Below are 15,893 nucleotides of genomic sequence, written 5' to 3' on the forward strand. Positions count from 1 at the left end.
GGACGATCTACCAGCGCCTAGCAATGATGTTGAGATGACATCAGATAATGGCAGGCTGGGCAAGCGGCGGGATCGATTCGGACCGTACGGGATAGACCTCGGTCCGCCGGTCAGCGAAGAAGCATTCTAAGGTACGGCCCACCGTGCGGAAAGCCAGCTCGTCCCAAGGGATGTCCGCTTCGTCGAATAATTGCACTTCCAGGCTCTCGGGGCCGGCGGCAAAGTCCAGGTCCGCCAGTTCGGCGCGAAAGAACACATGCACCTGGCTGATGTGCGGCACGTCGATCAGGGTATAGATGCTCAGATTGCGCACCCTGGCGCAGGCTTCCTCGGCGGTTTCACGTATGGCCGCCTGCTCGATGGTCTCGCCGTTTTCCATGAAACCGGCGGGCAGGGTCCAATAGCCGAGGCGTGGCTGGATGGCGCGCCGGCACAGCAAGACTTTGGTACCCCAGATGGCGACGCAGCCAGCGACGATATTGGGGTTCTGGTAATGAATCGCGTGGCAGCTGTCGCAGACAAAACGCAGGCGCGAATCGCCTTCGGGAATGCGCTGGGTCACCGGGTTGCCGCACTGGCTGCAAAATTTCATGCTTGGGTTCCTGAATGCTGCGCCTATCTTGGCGTGCGCCGGTGTCTGTCGGCAAGTTGTCGTTTCGCGACATGGGGCTGTTTCGGGGGTTGGGCGACCGCAATGATTGGTGCATGATGCAGGGTAAGGCACAGATCGAGAACACTCATGCTGGACGAGCTACTGCATCGGGTAAGTAATCACATTCCACATACGCTGGAGACTGACCTTCGTTTTCCCGAGGCAGCAGTGCTGGTTCCCATCACTCGCAGTGACGAGCCGGAGCTGGTTCTGACCTTGCGTGCCAGCGGGCTATCGACCCATGGCGGCGAAGTGGCGTTTCCGGGCGGTCGCCGTGATCCCGGAGATCCCGACCTGATTTTCACCGCCCTGCGCGAAGCCGAAGAAGAAATCGGCTTGCCGCCAGGGCTGGTCGAGGTGATCGGCCCCCTCAGTCCGTTGATCTCCCTGCATGGGATCAAGGTCACGCCCTATGTCGGGGTGATTCCAGATTTCGTCGAGTACCAGGCCAACGATGCCGAGATCGCCGCGGTGTTCAGCGTGCCTCTGGAGTTCTTCCGCAAGGACCCGCGTGAACATACCCACCGCATCGACTATCAGGGCCGCAGCTGGTACGTGCCGAGCTATCGCTATGGCGAATTCAAGATCTGGGGGCTGACGGCGATCATGATCGTCGAGTTGATCAACCTGCTGTATGACGCGAAAATCAGCCTGCACCAGCCACCCAAAAGCTTCATCAATACCTGAAGCCATCCTTCGAATGGCCAAAACCGCGGCTGCCTGAGCCTTGAGGATTACAAGATGAAATACCGCCTGGGCGACGCCCGCGTCGAAACCCACCCACAGAGCTGGGTTGCACCCAATGCCGTGCTGGTGGGCAGGGTCAAACTGGAAGAGGGCGCCAGCGTCTGGTTCAACGCCGTGTTGCGTGGCGACAACGAGCTGATCCTGATTGGCAAGAACAGCAACGTCCAGGACGGCACCGTGATGCATACCGATATGGGATATCCATTGACCATCGGCACCGGCGTGACCATCGGCCACAACGCCATGCTCCACGGCTGCACCGTGGGCGATAACAGTCTGATCGGCATCAACGCGGTGATTCTCAATGGCGCGAAGATCGGCAAGAACTGCATCATTGGCGCCAACTCGCTGATCGGCGAAGGCAAGGAGATCCCGGACGGTTCGCTGGTCATGGGCTCGCCCGGCAAGGTGGTGCGTGAACTGACCGAGGCGCAGAAGAAAATGCTCGAAGCGGGTGCGGCTCATTACGTGCACAACGCTCAGCGCTATGCTCGCGATCTGGCTGAGCAGGAAGAATGACCACCAACGAACGTCCGGTAGCATCGCCCTGCGTGAATATTTGCGCGCTGGACGACGATGATATCTGCACCGGTTGCCAGCGTACCGTGGAAGAGATTACTCGTTGGAGTCGCATGGACAACGACGAGCGCCGCAAGGTGTTGGGGTTGTGTCATGAGCGGGCGAAGGCCAGTGGGCTTGTCTGGATGATCGGCGCAAAACCCGGGAATTGACGAACGGCTTTCACTGTAGGAGCGAGCATGCTCGCGATGAACCCGCGAACGCAGCAGGGTGTCAGGATTGCCACGTTATCGTTCACGACCATCGCGAGCATGCTCGCTCCTACAGTATCCTGTGCGCCAAATTGACAGGTGCCCCCATGCTCTTCCTGATCGCCTACATCAGTAGCGTCGTGCTGATTAACTACGCCTTTTCCACCGCCCCGCATCTCGACATCATCTGGTCGGCCTGGGGTGGTCTGGTGTTTATCCTGCGCGACATGGTGCAAACCCGTTTTGGCCATGGCGCGATTGTGGCGATGCTGGCGGCGCTGGTGCTGTCCTATATCACTTCCGACCCCTCCATTGCCTTGGCCAGCGCCACGGCGTTCGCGGTGTCCGAGTGCATCGACTGGCTGGTGTTCAGCATCACCAAGCGCCCGTTGCACGACCGCCTGTGGATAAGTTCGGCCCTGAGCATTCCCCTCGATACCTTTATCTTTTTCGGCATGATCGATGCGCTGACGCCGGGTGTGATCCTCACCGCCCTCGGTTCAAAGTTCGCCGGTGTCACCGCCGTGTGGCTGATCATGGCCTGGCGCCTGCGCAAACAGGCTGTGGTCAGCTGAAGTTCATGTAAAATGCCGCGCTTTCTCCCCATGGGAAGCGCGCATGGCGACGCATCCCTTGATGATCCGCATCTTGAGGACCTTCAGATGACCCGTATCGGAACTCCATTGTCGCCGACCGCGACCCGCGTATTGATGTGTGGCTGTGGCGAGTTGGGCAAGGAAGTGGTGATCGAGCTGCAACGCCTGGGCGTTGAAGTGATTGCCGTGGACCGCTACGCGAACGCGCCGGCCATGCAGGTTGCCCACCGCAGCCACGTGATCAACATGCTCGACGGCGCCGCCCTGCGTGCGGTGATCGAAGCCGAGAAGCCGCACTTCATCGTGCCGGAAATCGAAGCCATCGCCACCGCGACCCTGGTGGAACTGGAGACCGAAGGCTTCACCGTGATCCCGACTGCCCGCGCCGCGCAGTTGACCATGAACCGCGAAGGCATCCGTCGCCTGGCCGCCGAAGAGCTGGACCTGCCGACCTCGCCTTACCACTTCGCCGACACCTTCGAGGATTACAGCAAGGCTGTCGAAGACCTCGGGTTCCCTTGTGTGGTCAAGCCGGTCATGAGCTCCTCGGGCAAAGGCCAGAGCCTGTTGCGCAGCTTTGAAGACGTGAAAACAGCCTGGGATTACGCCCAGGAAGGCGGCCGCGCCGGCAAAGGCCGGGTGATCATCGAAGGCTTTATCGATTTCGACTACGAAATCACCCTGTTGACCGTGCGCCACGTCGGCGGCACCACGTTCTGCGCACCGGTCGGCCATCGCCAGGAGAAGGGCGACTATCAGGAATCCTGGCAGCCTCAAGCCATGAGCCCGATTGCCCTGGCAGAATCCGAGCGTGTTGCCAAAGCCGTGACCGAAGCACTGGGTGGTCGTGGTCTGTTTGGTGTTGAACTGTTCATCAAAGGTGATCAGGTGTGGTTCAGCGAAGTCTCGCCGCGCCCGCACGACACCGGTCTGGTGACCCTGATTTCCCAGGACTTGTCGCAGTTTGCCCTGCACGCACGGGCAATTCTCGGCCTGCCGATCCCGTTGATTCGCCAGTTCGGCCCATCAGCCTCGGCGGTGATTCTGGTGGAAGGACAGTCGACCCAGACCGCTTTCGCCAATCTGGGCGCTGCATTGAGCGAGCCGGATACCGCACTGCGACTGTTCGGCAAGCCTGAAGTCAACGGCCAGCGCCGCATGGGCGTGGCCCTGGCGCGTGACGAGTCGATCGAAGCCGCCCGCGCCAAGGCGACCCGTGCTTCGCAGGCGGTTGTCGTCGAACTGTAAAAACCTCTTGAGCGGGCCTATACCTTCTATTGGGCATCGCGCAATTGCTTAACCTGTAGGAGCGAGCCTGCTCGCGATGGACTCGAGGACGCCGCGGGGTGTCAATTTTCCCGCGTTATCGTTCGCGACCATCGTCGGAACGCCGCCCGGAGCTTGCTCGCTCCTACAGGTCACTCCTCAGGCCTGTACCCATGAATTCACAAAGCATCATCGTCCCGAAAATCTCCACATTGCCGGTGCACGAGCCCCGGGCCCGGGCGATCGTGCGATGGCTGGTGCGCAAGAACATCATCCAGGAAGAGCTCACCACCTGTGGCCGCACCGGCAATCGCATGGCCCATGCCATCGCCGACGGTGCACGTGCAGTGGTTCTGCACCCCGAAGCCCTGCCGTTCGGCGAGCCGGTCAATGGCCTGGAGATCATCACCAAACGCTGCATCTATACGCCGGCCAAGGGTTTCCTTGAGGAAGCGGGCTGCGCCGAGTGTCGCAAGGAAGTCGGAGAGGCCTTGTTTGAAAGCCTGGAAGACTGGATGCCGGGACGCACCGATAACTTCACCTGCCCGGAATGCGGGCACGAAGACGACATCAACGGCTTCCTGTTCCTGCAGGAATGCGGCTTCTCCAACCTCGGTTTCATCTTCAACAACTGGGCCGAAGCCGGGTTCAAGCAGAGCTTTCTCGATGAGTTTGCCGACTGGCTCGATCAACCGGTCAGTTGGGTGAAGGTCGAGTTGTAGCGCGTCTGATGGACCGCGTTATCGTTGATCGCCAGCAAGCCGGCTCCTACAAGATCACGCCAAATCTGTAGGAGCCGGCTTGCTGGCGATGCTCCTCAAATATCCCGTCGATCACCGCGTCGATAATAGACAGAGTTTTACATTGAACCCGAGAGGGTGTCTGACTATAATGGCGCGCTTCCATTTTCCCGCTCGGGAGCCCCCGCGATGCTGCGTATCAGCCAAGAAGCTCTGACATTCGACGACATTCTCCTAGTGCCCGGTTATTCCGAGGTGCTTCCTAACGAAGTCAGTCTCAAGACCCGCCTTACCCGTGGCATCGAACTGAATATTCCATTGGTTTCCGCCGCCATGGACACCGTCACTGAAGCCCGTCTGGCAATTGCCATGGCTCAGGAAGGTGGAATCGGCATTATCCACAAGAACATGACCATCGAGCAGCAAGCTGCCGAAGTGCGCAAGGTCAAGCGTTACGAAGCCGGTGTGGTCAAGGACCCGATCACCATCGACGCCGACGCTACCGTGCGCGAACTGTTCGAACTGACCCGCATGCACAACATCTCCGGCGTTCCGGTGCTGCACAATGGCGACCTGGTCGGCATTGTCACTTCACGTGACGTGCGTTTCGAGAATCGTCTGGAAGCCACTGTCCGTGAAGTGATGACGCCTAAAGAGCGTCTGGTCACGGTCAAGGAAGGCGCCGACAAGAACGATGTGCGTGAACTGCTGCACAAGCACCGCATCGAGCGCGTGCTGATCGTCGACGACAAATTCGCCCTCAAAGGCATGATGACCGTCAACGACATCGAAAAAGCCAAGGCTTACCCGCTGGCCAGCAAGGACGATCAAGGTCGTCTGCGCGTGGGTGCTGCCGTCGGTACCGGTAAAGACACCGGCGACCGTGTTGCCGCCCTGGTCAACGCCGGCGTTGACGTGGTGGTGGTCGACACCGCTCACGGTCACTCCAAAGGCGTGATCGACCGCGTTCGCTGGGTCAAGCAGAACTTCCCTGAAGTGCAGGTCATCGGCGGCAACATCGCCACCGGCGCTGCCGCCAAGGCCCTGGCCGAAGCTGGCGCTGACGCGGTCAAGGTCGGTATCGGCCCTGGCTCGATCTGCACCACCCGTATCGTCGCCGGTGTCGGTGTGCCGCAAATCAGTGCCATCGCCAACGTTGCCGCAGCCCTCGAAGGCACCGGCGTTCCGTTGATCGCCGACGGCGGCATCCGTTTCTCCGGTGACCTGTCCAAGGCCATCGTAGCCGGTGCTTCCTGCGTGATGATGGGCTCGATGTTTGCCGGTACTGAAGAAGCACCGGGCGAGATCGAACTGTTCCAGGGCCGTTCGTACAAGGCTTATCGCGGCATGGGTTCACTGGGCGCCATGTCCCAGGCTCAAGGTTCCTCCGACCGTTACTTCCAGGACTCCTCGGCAGGCGCCGAGAAGCTGGTTCCGGAAGGCATCGAAGGGCGTGTTCCTTACAAAGGCACCCTGAGCGCGATCATCCACCAGCTGATGGGCGGCCTGCGTTCCTCGATGGGCTACACCGGCAGTGCCGACATCGAAGAAATGCGCACCAAGCCTGAGTTCGTGCGGATCACCGGCGCTGGCATGGCCGAATCCCACGTTCACGACGTGCAGATCACCAAAGAAGCGCCAAACTACCGCGTAGGTTGAGCCTTCAAGCAACAAGCTAAGCAACCGGGGCTGTTTTATTCAGCCCCGAGTTGTTTCTGAATCACGACTGTTTCCGAATTTTTTAGACGAGACTGAATCATGGCCCTCGACATTCACGCCCACCGCATCCTGATCCTCGACTTCGGTTCCCAGTACACCCAGCTGATCGCCCGCCGCGTGCGTGAAATCGGCGTGTACTGCGAACTGCACCCGTTCGACATGGACGAAGATGCGATCCGCGAGTTCGCTCCTAAAGGCGTCATCCTCGCTGGCGGCCCGGAGTCGGTTCACGAAGCCAACAGCCCGCGCTGCCCGCAAGCTGTTTTCGATCTGGGCGTGCCGGTCTTCGGTATCTGCTACGGCATGCAGACCATGGCCGAGCAACTGGGTGGCAAGGTTGAAGGTTCCGAGCTGCGTGAGTTCGGTTATGCCCGCGTTGACGTGGTCGGCAAGAGCCGCCTGCTCGACGGCATCGAAGACCACATCGACGCCGATGGCCTGTTCGGTCTCGACGTGTGGATGAGCCACGGCGACAAAGTTACCCGCATGCCGGAAGACTTCCACGTCCTGGCCAGCACCCCGAGCTGCCCGATTGCCGGTATGTTCAACGATGCTCGCGGCTACTACGGCGTGCAGTTCCACCCGGAAGTGACCCACACCAAGCAGGGTGGTCGCATCCTGTCGCGCTTCATCCTCGACATCTGCGGCTGCGAAGCCCTGTGGACGCCATCGAAGATTGCTGAAGACGCCATCGCCCAGGTTCGCGCCCAGGTCGGCACCGACAACGTCCTGCTCGGCCTGTCCGGCGGCGTGGACTCGTCCGTGGTTGCCGCGCTGCTGCACAAGGCCATCGGCGACCAGCTGACCTGCGTGTTCGTCGACAACGGCCTGCTGCGCCTGCACGAAGGCGAGCAAGTGATGGCCATGTTCGCCGAGAACATGGGCGTCAAGGTGATCCGCGCCAATGCTGAAGAGCAGTTCCTGAACAACCTGGCCGGCGAAGCCGACCCGGAGAAGAAGCGCAAGATCATCGGCCGCACCTTCATCGACGTGTTCGATGCCCAGTCCAACAAACTGGACAACATCAAATACCTGGCCCAGGGCACCATCTACCCGGACGTGATCGAGTCGGCTGGCGCGAAAAGCGGCAAGGCCCACGTGATCAAGTCGCACCACAACGTGGGCGGCCTGCCGGAAGAAATGAACCTGAAACTGGTCGAGCCACTGCGCGAACTGTTCAAGGACGAAGTCCGTCGTCTGGGCCTGGAACTGGGCCTGCCGTACGACATGGTCTACCGTCACCCGTTCCCGGGCCCGGGCCTGGGTGTGCGCATCCTCGGTGAAGTGAAGAAGGAATACGCCGACCTGCTGCGTCGTGCCGACCACATCTTCATCGAAGAACTGCGCAAGGCCGACTGGTACCACAAGGTCAGCCAGGCATTCGTGGTGTTCCAGCCGGTGAAATCGGTGGGCGTGGTCGGCGATGGCCGTCGTTACGCCTGGGTCGTGGCACTGCGTGCCGTTGAAACCATCGACTTCATGACTGCTCGTTGGGCACACCTGCCTTACGAACTGCTGGAAACCGTTTCTGGCCGCATCATCAATGAAATCGAAGGCATCTCCCGCGTTACTTACGACGTGTCGAGCAAGCCGCCAGCGACGATTGAGTGGGAGTGATCCCCTGACATGACCGGAACCGCCTCAATTCGGCTCCGGTTCCAGTAAAAGGCTCCTGAGCGTAACGCCAGGAGCCTTTTTACGTTTCAGGGCACGCGTACGCGAGTCATGCCCATCCGATCAAGGGCATTGACCAGCTCCTGGAAGGTGCTGAAGTGTTGGTGATTGATGTCCCATGTGGGGCGTTTCACCCAGTAACCTGTGCTGTCATAGTTGATCGGGGTGCGCTCCAGCGCGCCGGCTCGGCTGCGGTGAATCAGCTCGAAGCGGCTACCGGCTTTCTCGACGGTGATCATGCCGGGTTTCGTCAGGGCGGCATTCAATGCCTGCTCCCTGAGCAATGCGGGCGGCAGCTGTATTTGCAGGCGCAAATCGTTTTTGACCGAGCTGGCCTGGAACGTTTCTGGATCAGTTGCAACTCTTCCCGGATCCACTTCAATCCGGGTGGCCTGACCTGCTTCAGCGCTCTCGACACGTACACCGATGCCGCCTTCCAGTTCACTGACTCCGGCAACGCCGTTCCAGGTGTTGGCATGGCTTTCTCCAACCAGTGCTACCCAGCGATGGGGACCCTTGGCAACTTGGTCGGCATCAATCACGGTTTTTGCAAAGTAGTTCATCATTTCTTGCCGGTAGGTACTGGAAGCACCTGTTATCCCTTTTGACTGGTAGCTGGCGGCGCAGTCGATGGCTTGTATTCGAATGTGGTTTTTCTGTGCAGCCTTGACCACCTCCAGAAAGTTGTACTGGCCGGTAGGGTCGGTACCGTGCCCCTGATCAAGTTGCTTGAGATAACTTTCCAGATCCTCGGACATGGCTCCACCTTTGTTGAAGATATCCAGGTCGGCTTGGTGGAAATCAGTGAGCAAGTGCTCCATGTAAAGGGTCTTGACCTCTTGTTTGGCGAGCACTTCCATGTTCTCGATCAGCAACTGCTTGCTGCCGACACTGGCATGCTGTTCGCCGATCACCAGGTTGGGGGTCTTCTTGAAGAGGGTCTTTATAATGTCCTTTGTCTTGTTGACGGAGCCGAACGTCGGGACGGTAGGGCGTGCAGCCAAGGGTGGGTTGGCGTAAAACGCGTGTGCATCACGGTACAAGGTGCGTCGTAGCTCCTTGAACTGGCCCATTGCGTTTTCCGGGTTAGCCAGGTTGACGAACTGATCATCCAGTGGGCGACCACCAATTTTGTTGCTTCCGAGCGACTTGAGTTCCTCGCGTAATTCCACCGGCACATCGTAAGCTGTTGAAACACTTGGCGTTTCAGGTAGGGGTGCTGGAGCGCGTCCCCAAGGTCGTGCGCCGAAAATTTTCCCGCCACCTTTCAACCCGAGACGGGTCAGAGCCTCCCATTCACCCTCGGCATTCAGGCGAACAGGTACGCTGCGGTAAAACGAATAAGGGTTGGCGGGATCGATGATGGCCCAGGTTTTCATTTCCTTGACGTAACGAACCAGGTAATACGCATCATCGATTTCGATGTAGTTGCCGCCGCTCGGTGGCTGGTAGATGTTGCGGTACATGCCTTCATTGCTGATTGGTTCAAGGCCATCGAGTATTTCATTGGTCTCAAAGGGGGCAAGCAGGTTTTCCCCTTCCTGGACGTAGGTCCTGCCAGGGGCGAGTTCGGCGATTTTGGGTACTGTGCCTACAGGTTGTTCCACCTTCGTGGCGAGATTCTCTTGAGGTGTGAACACTTCTTTCGCGCTCCCGACTTCCGTCAGCTCGACTGCGCCCTTAAGTGCCAGCAGATTGAAAAGCGTATCGATTGTGCTGACGATGATGCCAATGACTCCACTCTTGCGATCCTTTGCATCGATGCCGTTGATGGCTTGATCGATGTTCAAGCCAATGCTGGCCAGACCGGCCCCGACAGCGGCAAGGGCGGCAGGCCAGCCTATAACGGCCATGGGCCCGAACAACCGCGAAAAAGTCGTCAGATAACCGATCCACATCTGTTCCCGCAGATCCCCGTTCGAGCGCAGCGATAGCGCCGCGTCGTCTGCCATGCGCTCCTTGACCTGATCTCGCAACCAGGTGAAAGGGTCACTATCCAGAACGCCGTGCTCCGTATCGAAAAGACTGTGATCGTATTTGCCCCACGTCACGAAGAGCAGGTCGATCATATTGTTCAAGCCCACTTCGTCACCTTTCGGCTTTTGGGCCCACAATGGGAAGTGGCTCATGAACCGCGCACGGTTATCAGCGTGGTTGGTCTGACACAACAGCCACCAATGCAGGTCATAGGGGCTTTCAAAGACATGGAAAGCGTCCAGCTCTCCCGGGGTGTAAAGAATCTGGCAGCCGTTTTGATCGACGACCCGCAGAATATCGGTCGACATGTAACCACCGATATGGAGGGGGGCGACGCGCAACTTTTCGATGGGCGAGTTCTCGGTCTTGAGCATGTCCAGTGTCACGGGCCATGAAAGAGTCCGTGCCACGGCCATGAGCACGGTCTTGAGGTTTTCGTTGCTCAGTCGCGAGCTGTCATGCTCCTCCAGCGCCTTGGCAATGAAATTGAGTTTGGCCAGGGTTCGGTAATCGTCCGAATGACGGCTCCAGAAACGCTCCATTTTTTCCAGGTAGAGCTCACTGAAATTGATGCGCCACAGATCCTTGATCACTTGGCTTGGATACATCCGGACTTCATTGGTTTCGTTGTAAATCGTTGCTGAGGCGTCCTGGCTGTAAAAGCCTCCATCTCCGTCCAGAAGATCAGCGTTGTCCTGGTCATGCAACCGGAAGCGCTGGATCACCAGTTGTGGCAATGTCAGCGATTCGATGGGCTTGGGGTAGTGCTCCCAACCCAGAAACGCTTGCGCACTACTGGCCGAAGTGTTTTCGAAACGGTGCCACCAGACGTGATCCGGGTCGATGTTCTTGATCCCGTATTTATCGAGGATCTTCTGCGCTTCGTTTCGCGCCATCTCATGCATGTCGGGACAAGCCTCGACAAAGGGGGACACAAGGTCTTTAAGTAACAGTTCGTCTTCTGCCGAGGGCAATACACTTGCCGTCTCTGTGTCAGATGTTTTCATTTCTCATCCTTGAGATTTTTGCTGAGTAAGGGATCGCACTATGAGCGAGTCGGAGCAATGGAATATGTAGGCCGACTGTGATTAGGGGGGCTGGGATTTTTGGATAATTGTTGTAGGAAAACACTACACATCCTTCAGCTGAAAGCCGTTGCCCGTCGGCGACCTGCTCCATTGAAACAGCTGACTGTTTCATCGCCCAGCGGTGACTTGCCTGCGTCCTATTGTCTCCAGGTCTTATCGTTTCGCAGTTGCAGGTGTATCGTATTCGCCTTTTGCAGGCAGCGAGCCTGTCGTTTTCAGTGAGGTAGTTGAGTTCATGTCCTTTACCCGTCGACAAATACTCGGTGGTCTGGCCGGTCTTGTGGTGGTTGGCGTGGGGGCGGGTGGCGCGTCGCGTTACTGGCTGGGCAAAAGGGCCGACGCCGAGGCGGGTCACGACTACGAGCTGATCGCGGCGCCGCTGGACGTCGAATTGGTGGCCGGGTACAAGACCCAGGCCTGGGCCTTTGGCCCATCGGCGCCGGGCACCGAGTTACGTGTGCGCCAGGGTGAATGGCTGCGGGTGCGGTTCATCAATCACCTGCCAGTTGCGACCACCATCCACTGGCATGGCATTCGCCTGCCGCTGGAAATGGACGGGGTGCCTTACGTGTCGCAATTGCCGGTGTTGCCGGGTGAGTACTTCGACTACAAATTCCGCGTGCCGGATGCTGGCAGCTATTGGTATCACCCACACGTGAACAGCAGTGAAGAGCTCGGCCGTGGACTGGTGGGCCCGTTGATCATCGAAGAGCGCGAACCGACCGGTTTCAAGTACGAAAAAACCTTGAGCCTCAAGAGTTGGCATGTCGACGAGGTGGGCAATTTCGGCGAGTTCAGCATTCCACGGGAAGCGGCGCGTGGCGGAACGGCGGGGCGCCTGTCGACGATCAATGGCGTCCCGCAAGCGGTGATCGATTTGCCGGCCGGACAAATTACCCGTGTACGCCTGCTCAACCTCGATAACACCCTGACCTATCGTCTGAACATTCCCGGCGTCGAAGCGCAGATCTACGCGCTCGATGGCAATCCGATCGAACCGCGTCCGCTCGGCAAGGAATACTGGCTGGGCCCCGGCATGCGTATTTGCCTGGCGATCAAGGCCCCGCCAGCTGGTGAAGAATTGTCGTTGCGCAACGGTCCGGTACGTCTTGGGACCTTCCGTTCGGTGGCCAATACTGAAGCGCCGCCGCAATGGCCACCGGCGCTGCCGGCCAACCCGATTTCCGAGCCGGACCTGGCCAATGCCACCAAACTCAACTTCAATTTCGAATGGGTCGGTTCGGTGTCGGTCAACGTCGACAACGGCAAGCCACCCAGCCTGTGGCAGATCAACGGCAAGGCCTGGGACATCACCGACAAGACCTGCGCCGACCGCCCGATTGCCAAACTTGAGAAGGGCAAGAGCTACATTTTCGAACTGAAGAACATGACTCAGTACCAGCATCCGATTCACCTGCACGGCATGAGTTTCAAGGTGATCGCCTCGAACCGGCACAAGGTCATCCCGTACTTCACCGACACTTACCTGCTGGGCAAGAACGAGCGCGCACAGGTGGCGCTGGTGGCGGATAACCCCGGGGTGTGGATGTTTCACTGCCACGTGATCGATCACATGGAAACCGGCCTGATGGCCGCTATCGAGGTGGCGTGATGCGTCAGATTCGTCCCACCGCGATCATCGACCGCAGCCGTGATCGCGATTTCATGCGCGAAGCGCTGGCACTGGCCGCTCAAGGTGCTGTCTTGGGTGAAGTACCGGTGGGCGCCGTACTGGTGCAGGACGGAGAAATCATCGGTCGCGGCTTCAACTGTCCGATCACTGGCAGCGACCCGAGCGCCCATGCCGAGATGGTCGCGATCCGTGCCGCCGCCCAGGCTGTGAGCAACTATCGGCTGCCGGGCAGTACGCTGTACGTCACGCTCGAACCGTGCAGCATGTGCGCCGGGCTGATCGTGCATTCGCGGATTGCGCGGGTGGTGTATGGCGCGCTGGAGCCCAAAGCGGGGATTGTGCAGAGCCAGGGCCAGTTCTTTGCCCAGGGCTTCTTGAATCACCGGGTGTTGTATGAAGGCGGGGTGTTGGCGGAAGAGTGCGGGGCGGTGTTGAGCGAGTTCTTCAAGGCCCGCCGCGCGAAACCTACAGACTAAACACCGCCCTCTGTAGGAGCTGGCAAGCCAGCTCCTACAGGTGTTTGTGGATCATTTCTTCGCGACAATCACCGCCCGCATCGGCGCCGGCAATCCTTCAATGGTCTTGCTGTGATCCTCGGGATCAAGGAAGTCGCTCAACGACTGATACTTCATCCACTCCGTGCCGCGCTGTTCCTCGATAGTGGTGGTGCTGACGTCCACACACTTCACGTCCGTGAACCCGGCACGACGCAGCCACAATTCCAGCGCCGGAACTGACGGCAAGAACCACACGTTGCGCATTTGCGCGTAACGGTCCTCCGGTACCAGCACCTGCTGCTGATCGCCTTCGATCACCAGCGTCTCCAGTACCAGTTCACCGCCCTTGACCAGGCAATCCTTCAGCGCCAGCAAATGTTCGATCGGCGAGCGGCGGTGATAGAACACGCCCATCGAGAACACCGTGTCGAACCCTTCGAGGTTTGGCGGCAGGTCTTCGAACGGGAAGGGCAGGTGCCAGGCGTTTGGCTCTGACAAGTAGCGCTGCACCGCCTGGAACTGACAGAAAAACAACCAGTTCGGGTCAACGCCGATCACGCTGTCGGCACCGGCGCCGAGCATGCGCCACATGTAATAACCGTTGCCGCACCCGACGTCGAGGATGCGCTTGCCCTTCAAATCCAGATGCGGTGCAACCCGCGACCATTTCCAGTCCGAACGCCATTCGGTGTCGACATGCACACCGAACAGGTCAAACGGCCCCTTGCGCCACGGCGACAGGCCCATCAGGGCGGTGCGCATTTGTGCGCGAGTAGCGTCGTCGCAATCGGTGTCGAGCTTCAAGCCGTTGAGCAGATCGATTTCGCTCGGCTGGATCTTCGGCAAGGCGTCCAGAGCGCTCTGCCAGCGCTCCAGGTCGCCGTGACCCTTCTCCATTTTCTTGTCGAGTTGCGCTTGCAGGCTGTTGGCCCATTCGGCCAGAGGAGAACCGGCCAGACGGCGGGCAAGTGGGGACAGATCAATCATGGCAAGGCAATCAACGAGGCAAAGTTAAGACACTGAAACCACGGCACGACATTCGAGAACCCGGCGGCCAGCAGGCGCTCGCGGTGTTCTTCGAGGCTGTCGGGCTTCATGACGTTTTCGATGGCGCTGCGCTTCTGGGCAATTTCCAGTTCGCTGTAGCCGTTGGCACGTTTGAAGGCGATGTGCAGGTCGGTGAGCAGCGCATGCTCCTGCTCGTCTTCAAAACGCAGTTTTTCCGAGAGGATCAGCGCACCGCCGGGCAGCAGTGACTGACGGATGCGCGACAGCAATGCGGTACGCTGATCCGGGGCAATGAATTGCAGCGTGAAGTTCAACGCCACCACCGAGGCAGGCTGGAACTGCAGGGCGAGGATGTCGCCCTCGATCACTTCCACCGGCAGCAACTCCTGGAACATCGAATCCTGACCGTTGAGGTACTCACGGCAGCGCTCGACCATGGCGGTGGAGTTATCCACAGCGATGACGCGGCAACCGTCTGTGCGCACGTGGCGGCGCAAGGCCTGAGTCACTGCGCCAAGGGACGAGCCGAGGTCGTAGAGCACGCTGCCCGGCTGGGCGAACTGCGAGGCGAGCACGCCGAGGTTTTCCACGATAGTCGGATAGCCGGGGACCGAGCGCTTGATCATGTCCGGGAATACCCGCACCACGTCCTCGTTGAAGGCGAAGTCAGGCACCTGGGCCAAAGGCTGGGCGAAAAGGCGATCGGATTCTTTGCTCACGGCGGTTCCGGCGGTGTGGGTGAAAAGGCCGGCATTTTAGCCAAGTTGGCGCGCGGATGCGCGGATTGTCTGATAAAGCGCAGAATCAAAATATCGCAGCCTGCGGCAGCTCCTACATTGGAACCCCGATCCCCGTAGGAGCTGCCGCAGGCTGCGATCTTTTTTATGCCGAATGCGTAGTTTTTCTGAAAGCCGAAGCGGTGATCCCCCACTGCCCCAACCAATAGCTGAGGATGATCACGTAAGGCGCGGCATCAAACGGCACCACAAACCGGCTGATGCCAATCACGCTGTCGGAAAACACAAACGCCACCGCACCTGCAGCCGCCAGTAGCGCCGAACGTTTTGGTACATCGGTGCCGAGCCGGGCCAGTGCGCGCCAGAGCATGGCGCTGATCGCCAGGCCGTAGACAATCACCGGCACCAGCAATGGCCCCAGCCCATGGGAAATCAGAATCCCCAACAACACCGCACCGACGCCCAGGGCAATCATCAGCGGCAATAGCGCCACGCGCCGGCAATCGCTCAAGTAGGCTTTCAGATAAGCCAGGTGCGCGACCAGAAATGCCCCGAGGCCGAACACGAACAAATCCCCCGGCCATGCCAGCAGTACATCACCGAGCAGGGAGAAAATCAGTCCGAGACTGATCCAGCGTCGATACTCACCAGGCGGCGCATCGTGCAGCCAGCCGAGCAGGGCCAGCACCGGCAAGGGTTTGACCAGCAGACAGAGCAACGAGGCATGCACGCTCAGGCCGTAAAGAAAGGTCACTGCGCCCATCAGCGCCAGAATCAGCCAGCCCACGG

At 59.2% G+C, this 15,893-nt stretch carries 15 protein-coding genes; 10 read left to right on the top strand and 5 right to left on the bottom strand.

Translation table 11 applies throughout. From position 1 onward, the window contains the following. Positions 1–40: 40 nt before the first annotated feature. Entirely contained in the window at positions 41–592 is a 552-nt protein-coding gene (locus QMK58_RS05610; protein WP_320395977.1) for an NUDIX hydrolase, read from the bottom strand. Positions 593–739: 147 nt separating this feature from the next. Here QMK58_RS05610 and QMK58_RS05615 point away from each other — a divergent pair, with 147 nt between their 5' ends. From QMK58_RS05615 to guaA, 8 genes are all read left to right on the top strand, one after another. Further along, entirely contained in the window at positions 740–1,339 is a 600-nt protein-coding gene (locus tag QMK58_RS05615; RefSeq protein ID WP_053162274.1) for a CoA pyrophosphatase, read from the top strand. A gap of 54 nt (positions 1,340–1,393) precedes the next feature. Next, entirely contained in the window at positions 1,394–1,918 is a 525-nt protein-coding gene (locus QMK58_RS05620) for a gamma carbonic anhydrase family protein (protein ID WP_053162271.1), read from the top strand. After that, positions 1,915–2,130, top strand: coding sequence for a DUF1289 domain-containing protein (locus tag QMK58_RS05625; RefSeq protein WP_053162270.1), 216 nt, complete (start codon positions 1,915–1,917; stop codon positions 2,128–2,130). Before QMK58_RS05620 ends, QMK58_RS05625 begins: the two co-directional genes overlap by 4 nt. 146 nt (positions 2,131–2,276) lie before the next feature. Further along, positions 2,277–2,744, top strand: a complete 468-nt coding sequence (locus QMK58_RS05630; protein ID WP_320395978.1) for a VUT family protein — start codon at positions 2,277–2,279, stop codon at positions 2,742–2,744. An 87-nt stretch (positions 2,745–2,831) separates the two neighbouring features. Next, the gene (purT, locus tag QMK58_RS05635) at positions 2,832–4,013 is read left to right on the top strand and encodes a formate-dependent phosphoribosylglycinamide formyltransferase (RefSeq protein ID WP_053162266.1); all 1,182 of its coding nucleotides are present in this window, start codon (positions 2,832–2,834) and stop codon (positions 4,011–4,013) included. A gap of 191 nt (positions 4,014–4,204) precedes the next feature. Then, complete coding sequence (locus QMK58_RS05640) at positions 4,205–4,753, top strand: hypothetical protein (RefSeq protein WP_053162264.1); 549 nt, start codon at positions 4,205–4,207, stop codon at positions 4,751–4,753. A gap of 207 nt (positions 4,754–4,960) precedes the next feature. Further along, positions 4,961–6,430, top strand: a complete 1,470-nt coding sequence (guaB, locus tag QMK58_RS05645) for an IMP dehydrogenase (protein ID WP_034150805.1) — start codon at positions 4,961–4,963, stop codon at positions 6,428–6,430. 99 nt (positions 6,431–6,529) lie between these two features. Next, positions 6,530–8,107: a glutamine-hydrolyzing GMP synthase gene (gene guaA, locus QMK58_RS05650; protein ID WP_053162261.1), complete on the top strand. Its 1,578-nt coding sequence runs from the start codon at positions 6,530–6,532 to the stop codon at positions 8,105–8,107. Positions 8,108–8,193: 86 nt separating this feature from the next. Here guaA and QMK58_RS05655 read toward each other — a convergent pair whose 3' ends face one another. Further along, a complete protein-coding gene (locus QMK58_RS05655; protein ID WP_053162259.1) occupies positions 8,194–11,148 on the bottom strand; it encodes a membrane-targeted effector domain-containing toxin in 2,955 nt (984 codons plus the stop codon). Between the two features lie 316 nt (positions 11,149–11,464). Here QMK58_RS05655 and QMK58_RS05660 point away from each other — a divergent pair, with 316 nt between their 5' ends. Both QMK58_RS05660 and tadA read left to right on the top strand, forming a co-directional pair. Then, positions 11,465–12,841 carry a multicopper oxidase family protein gene (locus tag QMK58_RS05660; protein WP_320395979.1) on the top strand — a complete coding sequence of 459 codons (1,377 nt, stop codon included), beginning with the start codon at positions 11,465–11,467 and terminating at the stop codon, positions 12,839–12,841. After that, on the top strand, positions 12,841–13,338 hold the full coding sequence (tadA, locus tag QMK58_RS05665; RefSeq protein ID WP_320395980.1) for a tRNA adenosine(34) deaminase TadA: 498 nt from the start codon (positions 12,841–12,843) through the stop codon (positions 13,336–13,338). The genes QMK58_RS05660 and tadA overlap by 1 nt, the downstream gene beginning before the upstream one ends. A gap of 51 nt (positions 13,339–13,389) precedes the next feature. Here the strand turns inward: tadA and cmoB are convergent, their stop codons facing one another. The 3 genes from cmoB to QMK58_RS05680 form a co-directional block, all read right to left on the bottom strand. Next, on the bottom strand, positions 13,390–14,346 hold the full coding sequence (gene cmoB, locus QMK58_RS05670; RefSeq protein WP_320395981.1) for a tRNA 5-methoxyuridine(34)/uridine 5-oxyacetic acid(34) synthase CmoB: 957 nt from the start codon (positions 14,344–14,346) through the stop codon (positions 13,390–13,392). After that, positions 14,343–15,086, bottom strand: coding sequence for a carboxy-S-adenosyl-L-methionine synthase CmoA (gene cmoA, locus QMK58_RS05675; protein ID WP_053162251.1), 744 nt, complete (start codon positions 15,084–15,086; stop codon positions 14,343–14,345). The genes cmoB and cmoA overlap by 4 nt, the downstream gene beginning before the upstream one ends. A 163-nt stretch (positions 15,087–15,249) precedes the next feature. Next, positions 15,250–15,891, bottom strand: a complete 642-nt coding sequence (locus tag QMK58_RS05680; protein WP_053162249.1) for a lysoplasmalogenase — start codon at positions 15,889–15,891, stop codon at positions 15,250–15,252. Positions 15,892–15,893: the final 2 nt, after the last annotated feature.

Source organism: Pseudomonas sp. P8_241 (genome assembly GCF_034008315.1).
In the GTDB taxonomy this organism is placed as follows: domain Bacteria; phylum Pseudomonadota; class Gammaproteobacteria; order Pseudomonadales; family Pseudomonadaceae; genus Aquipseudomonas.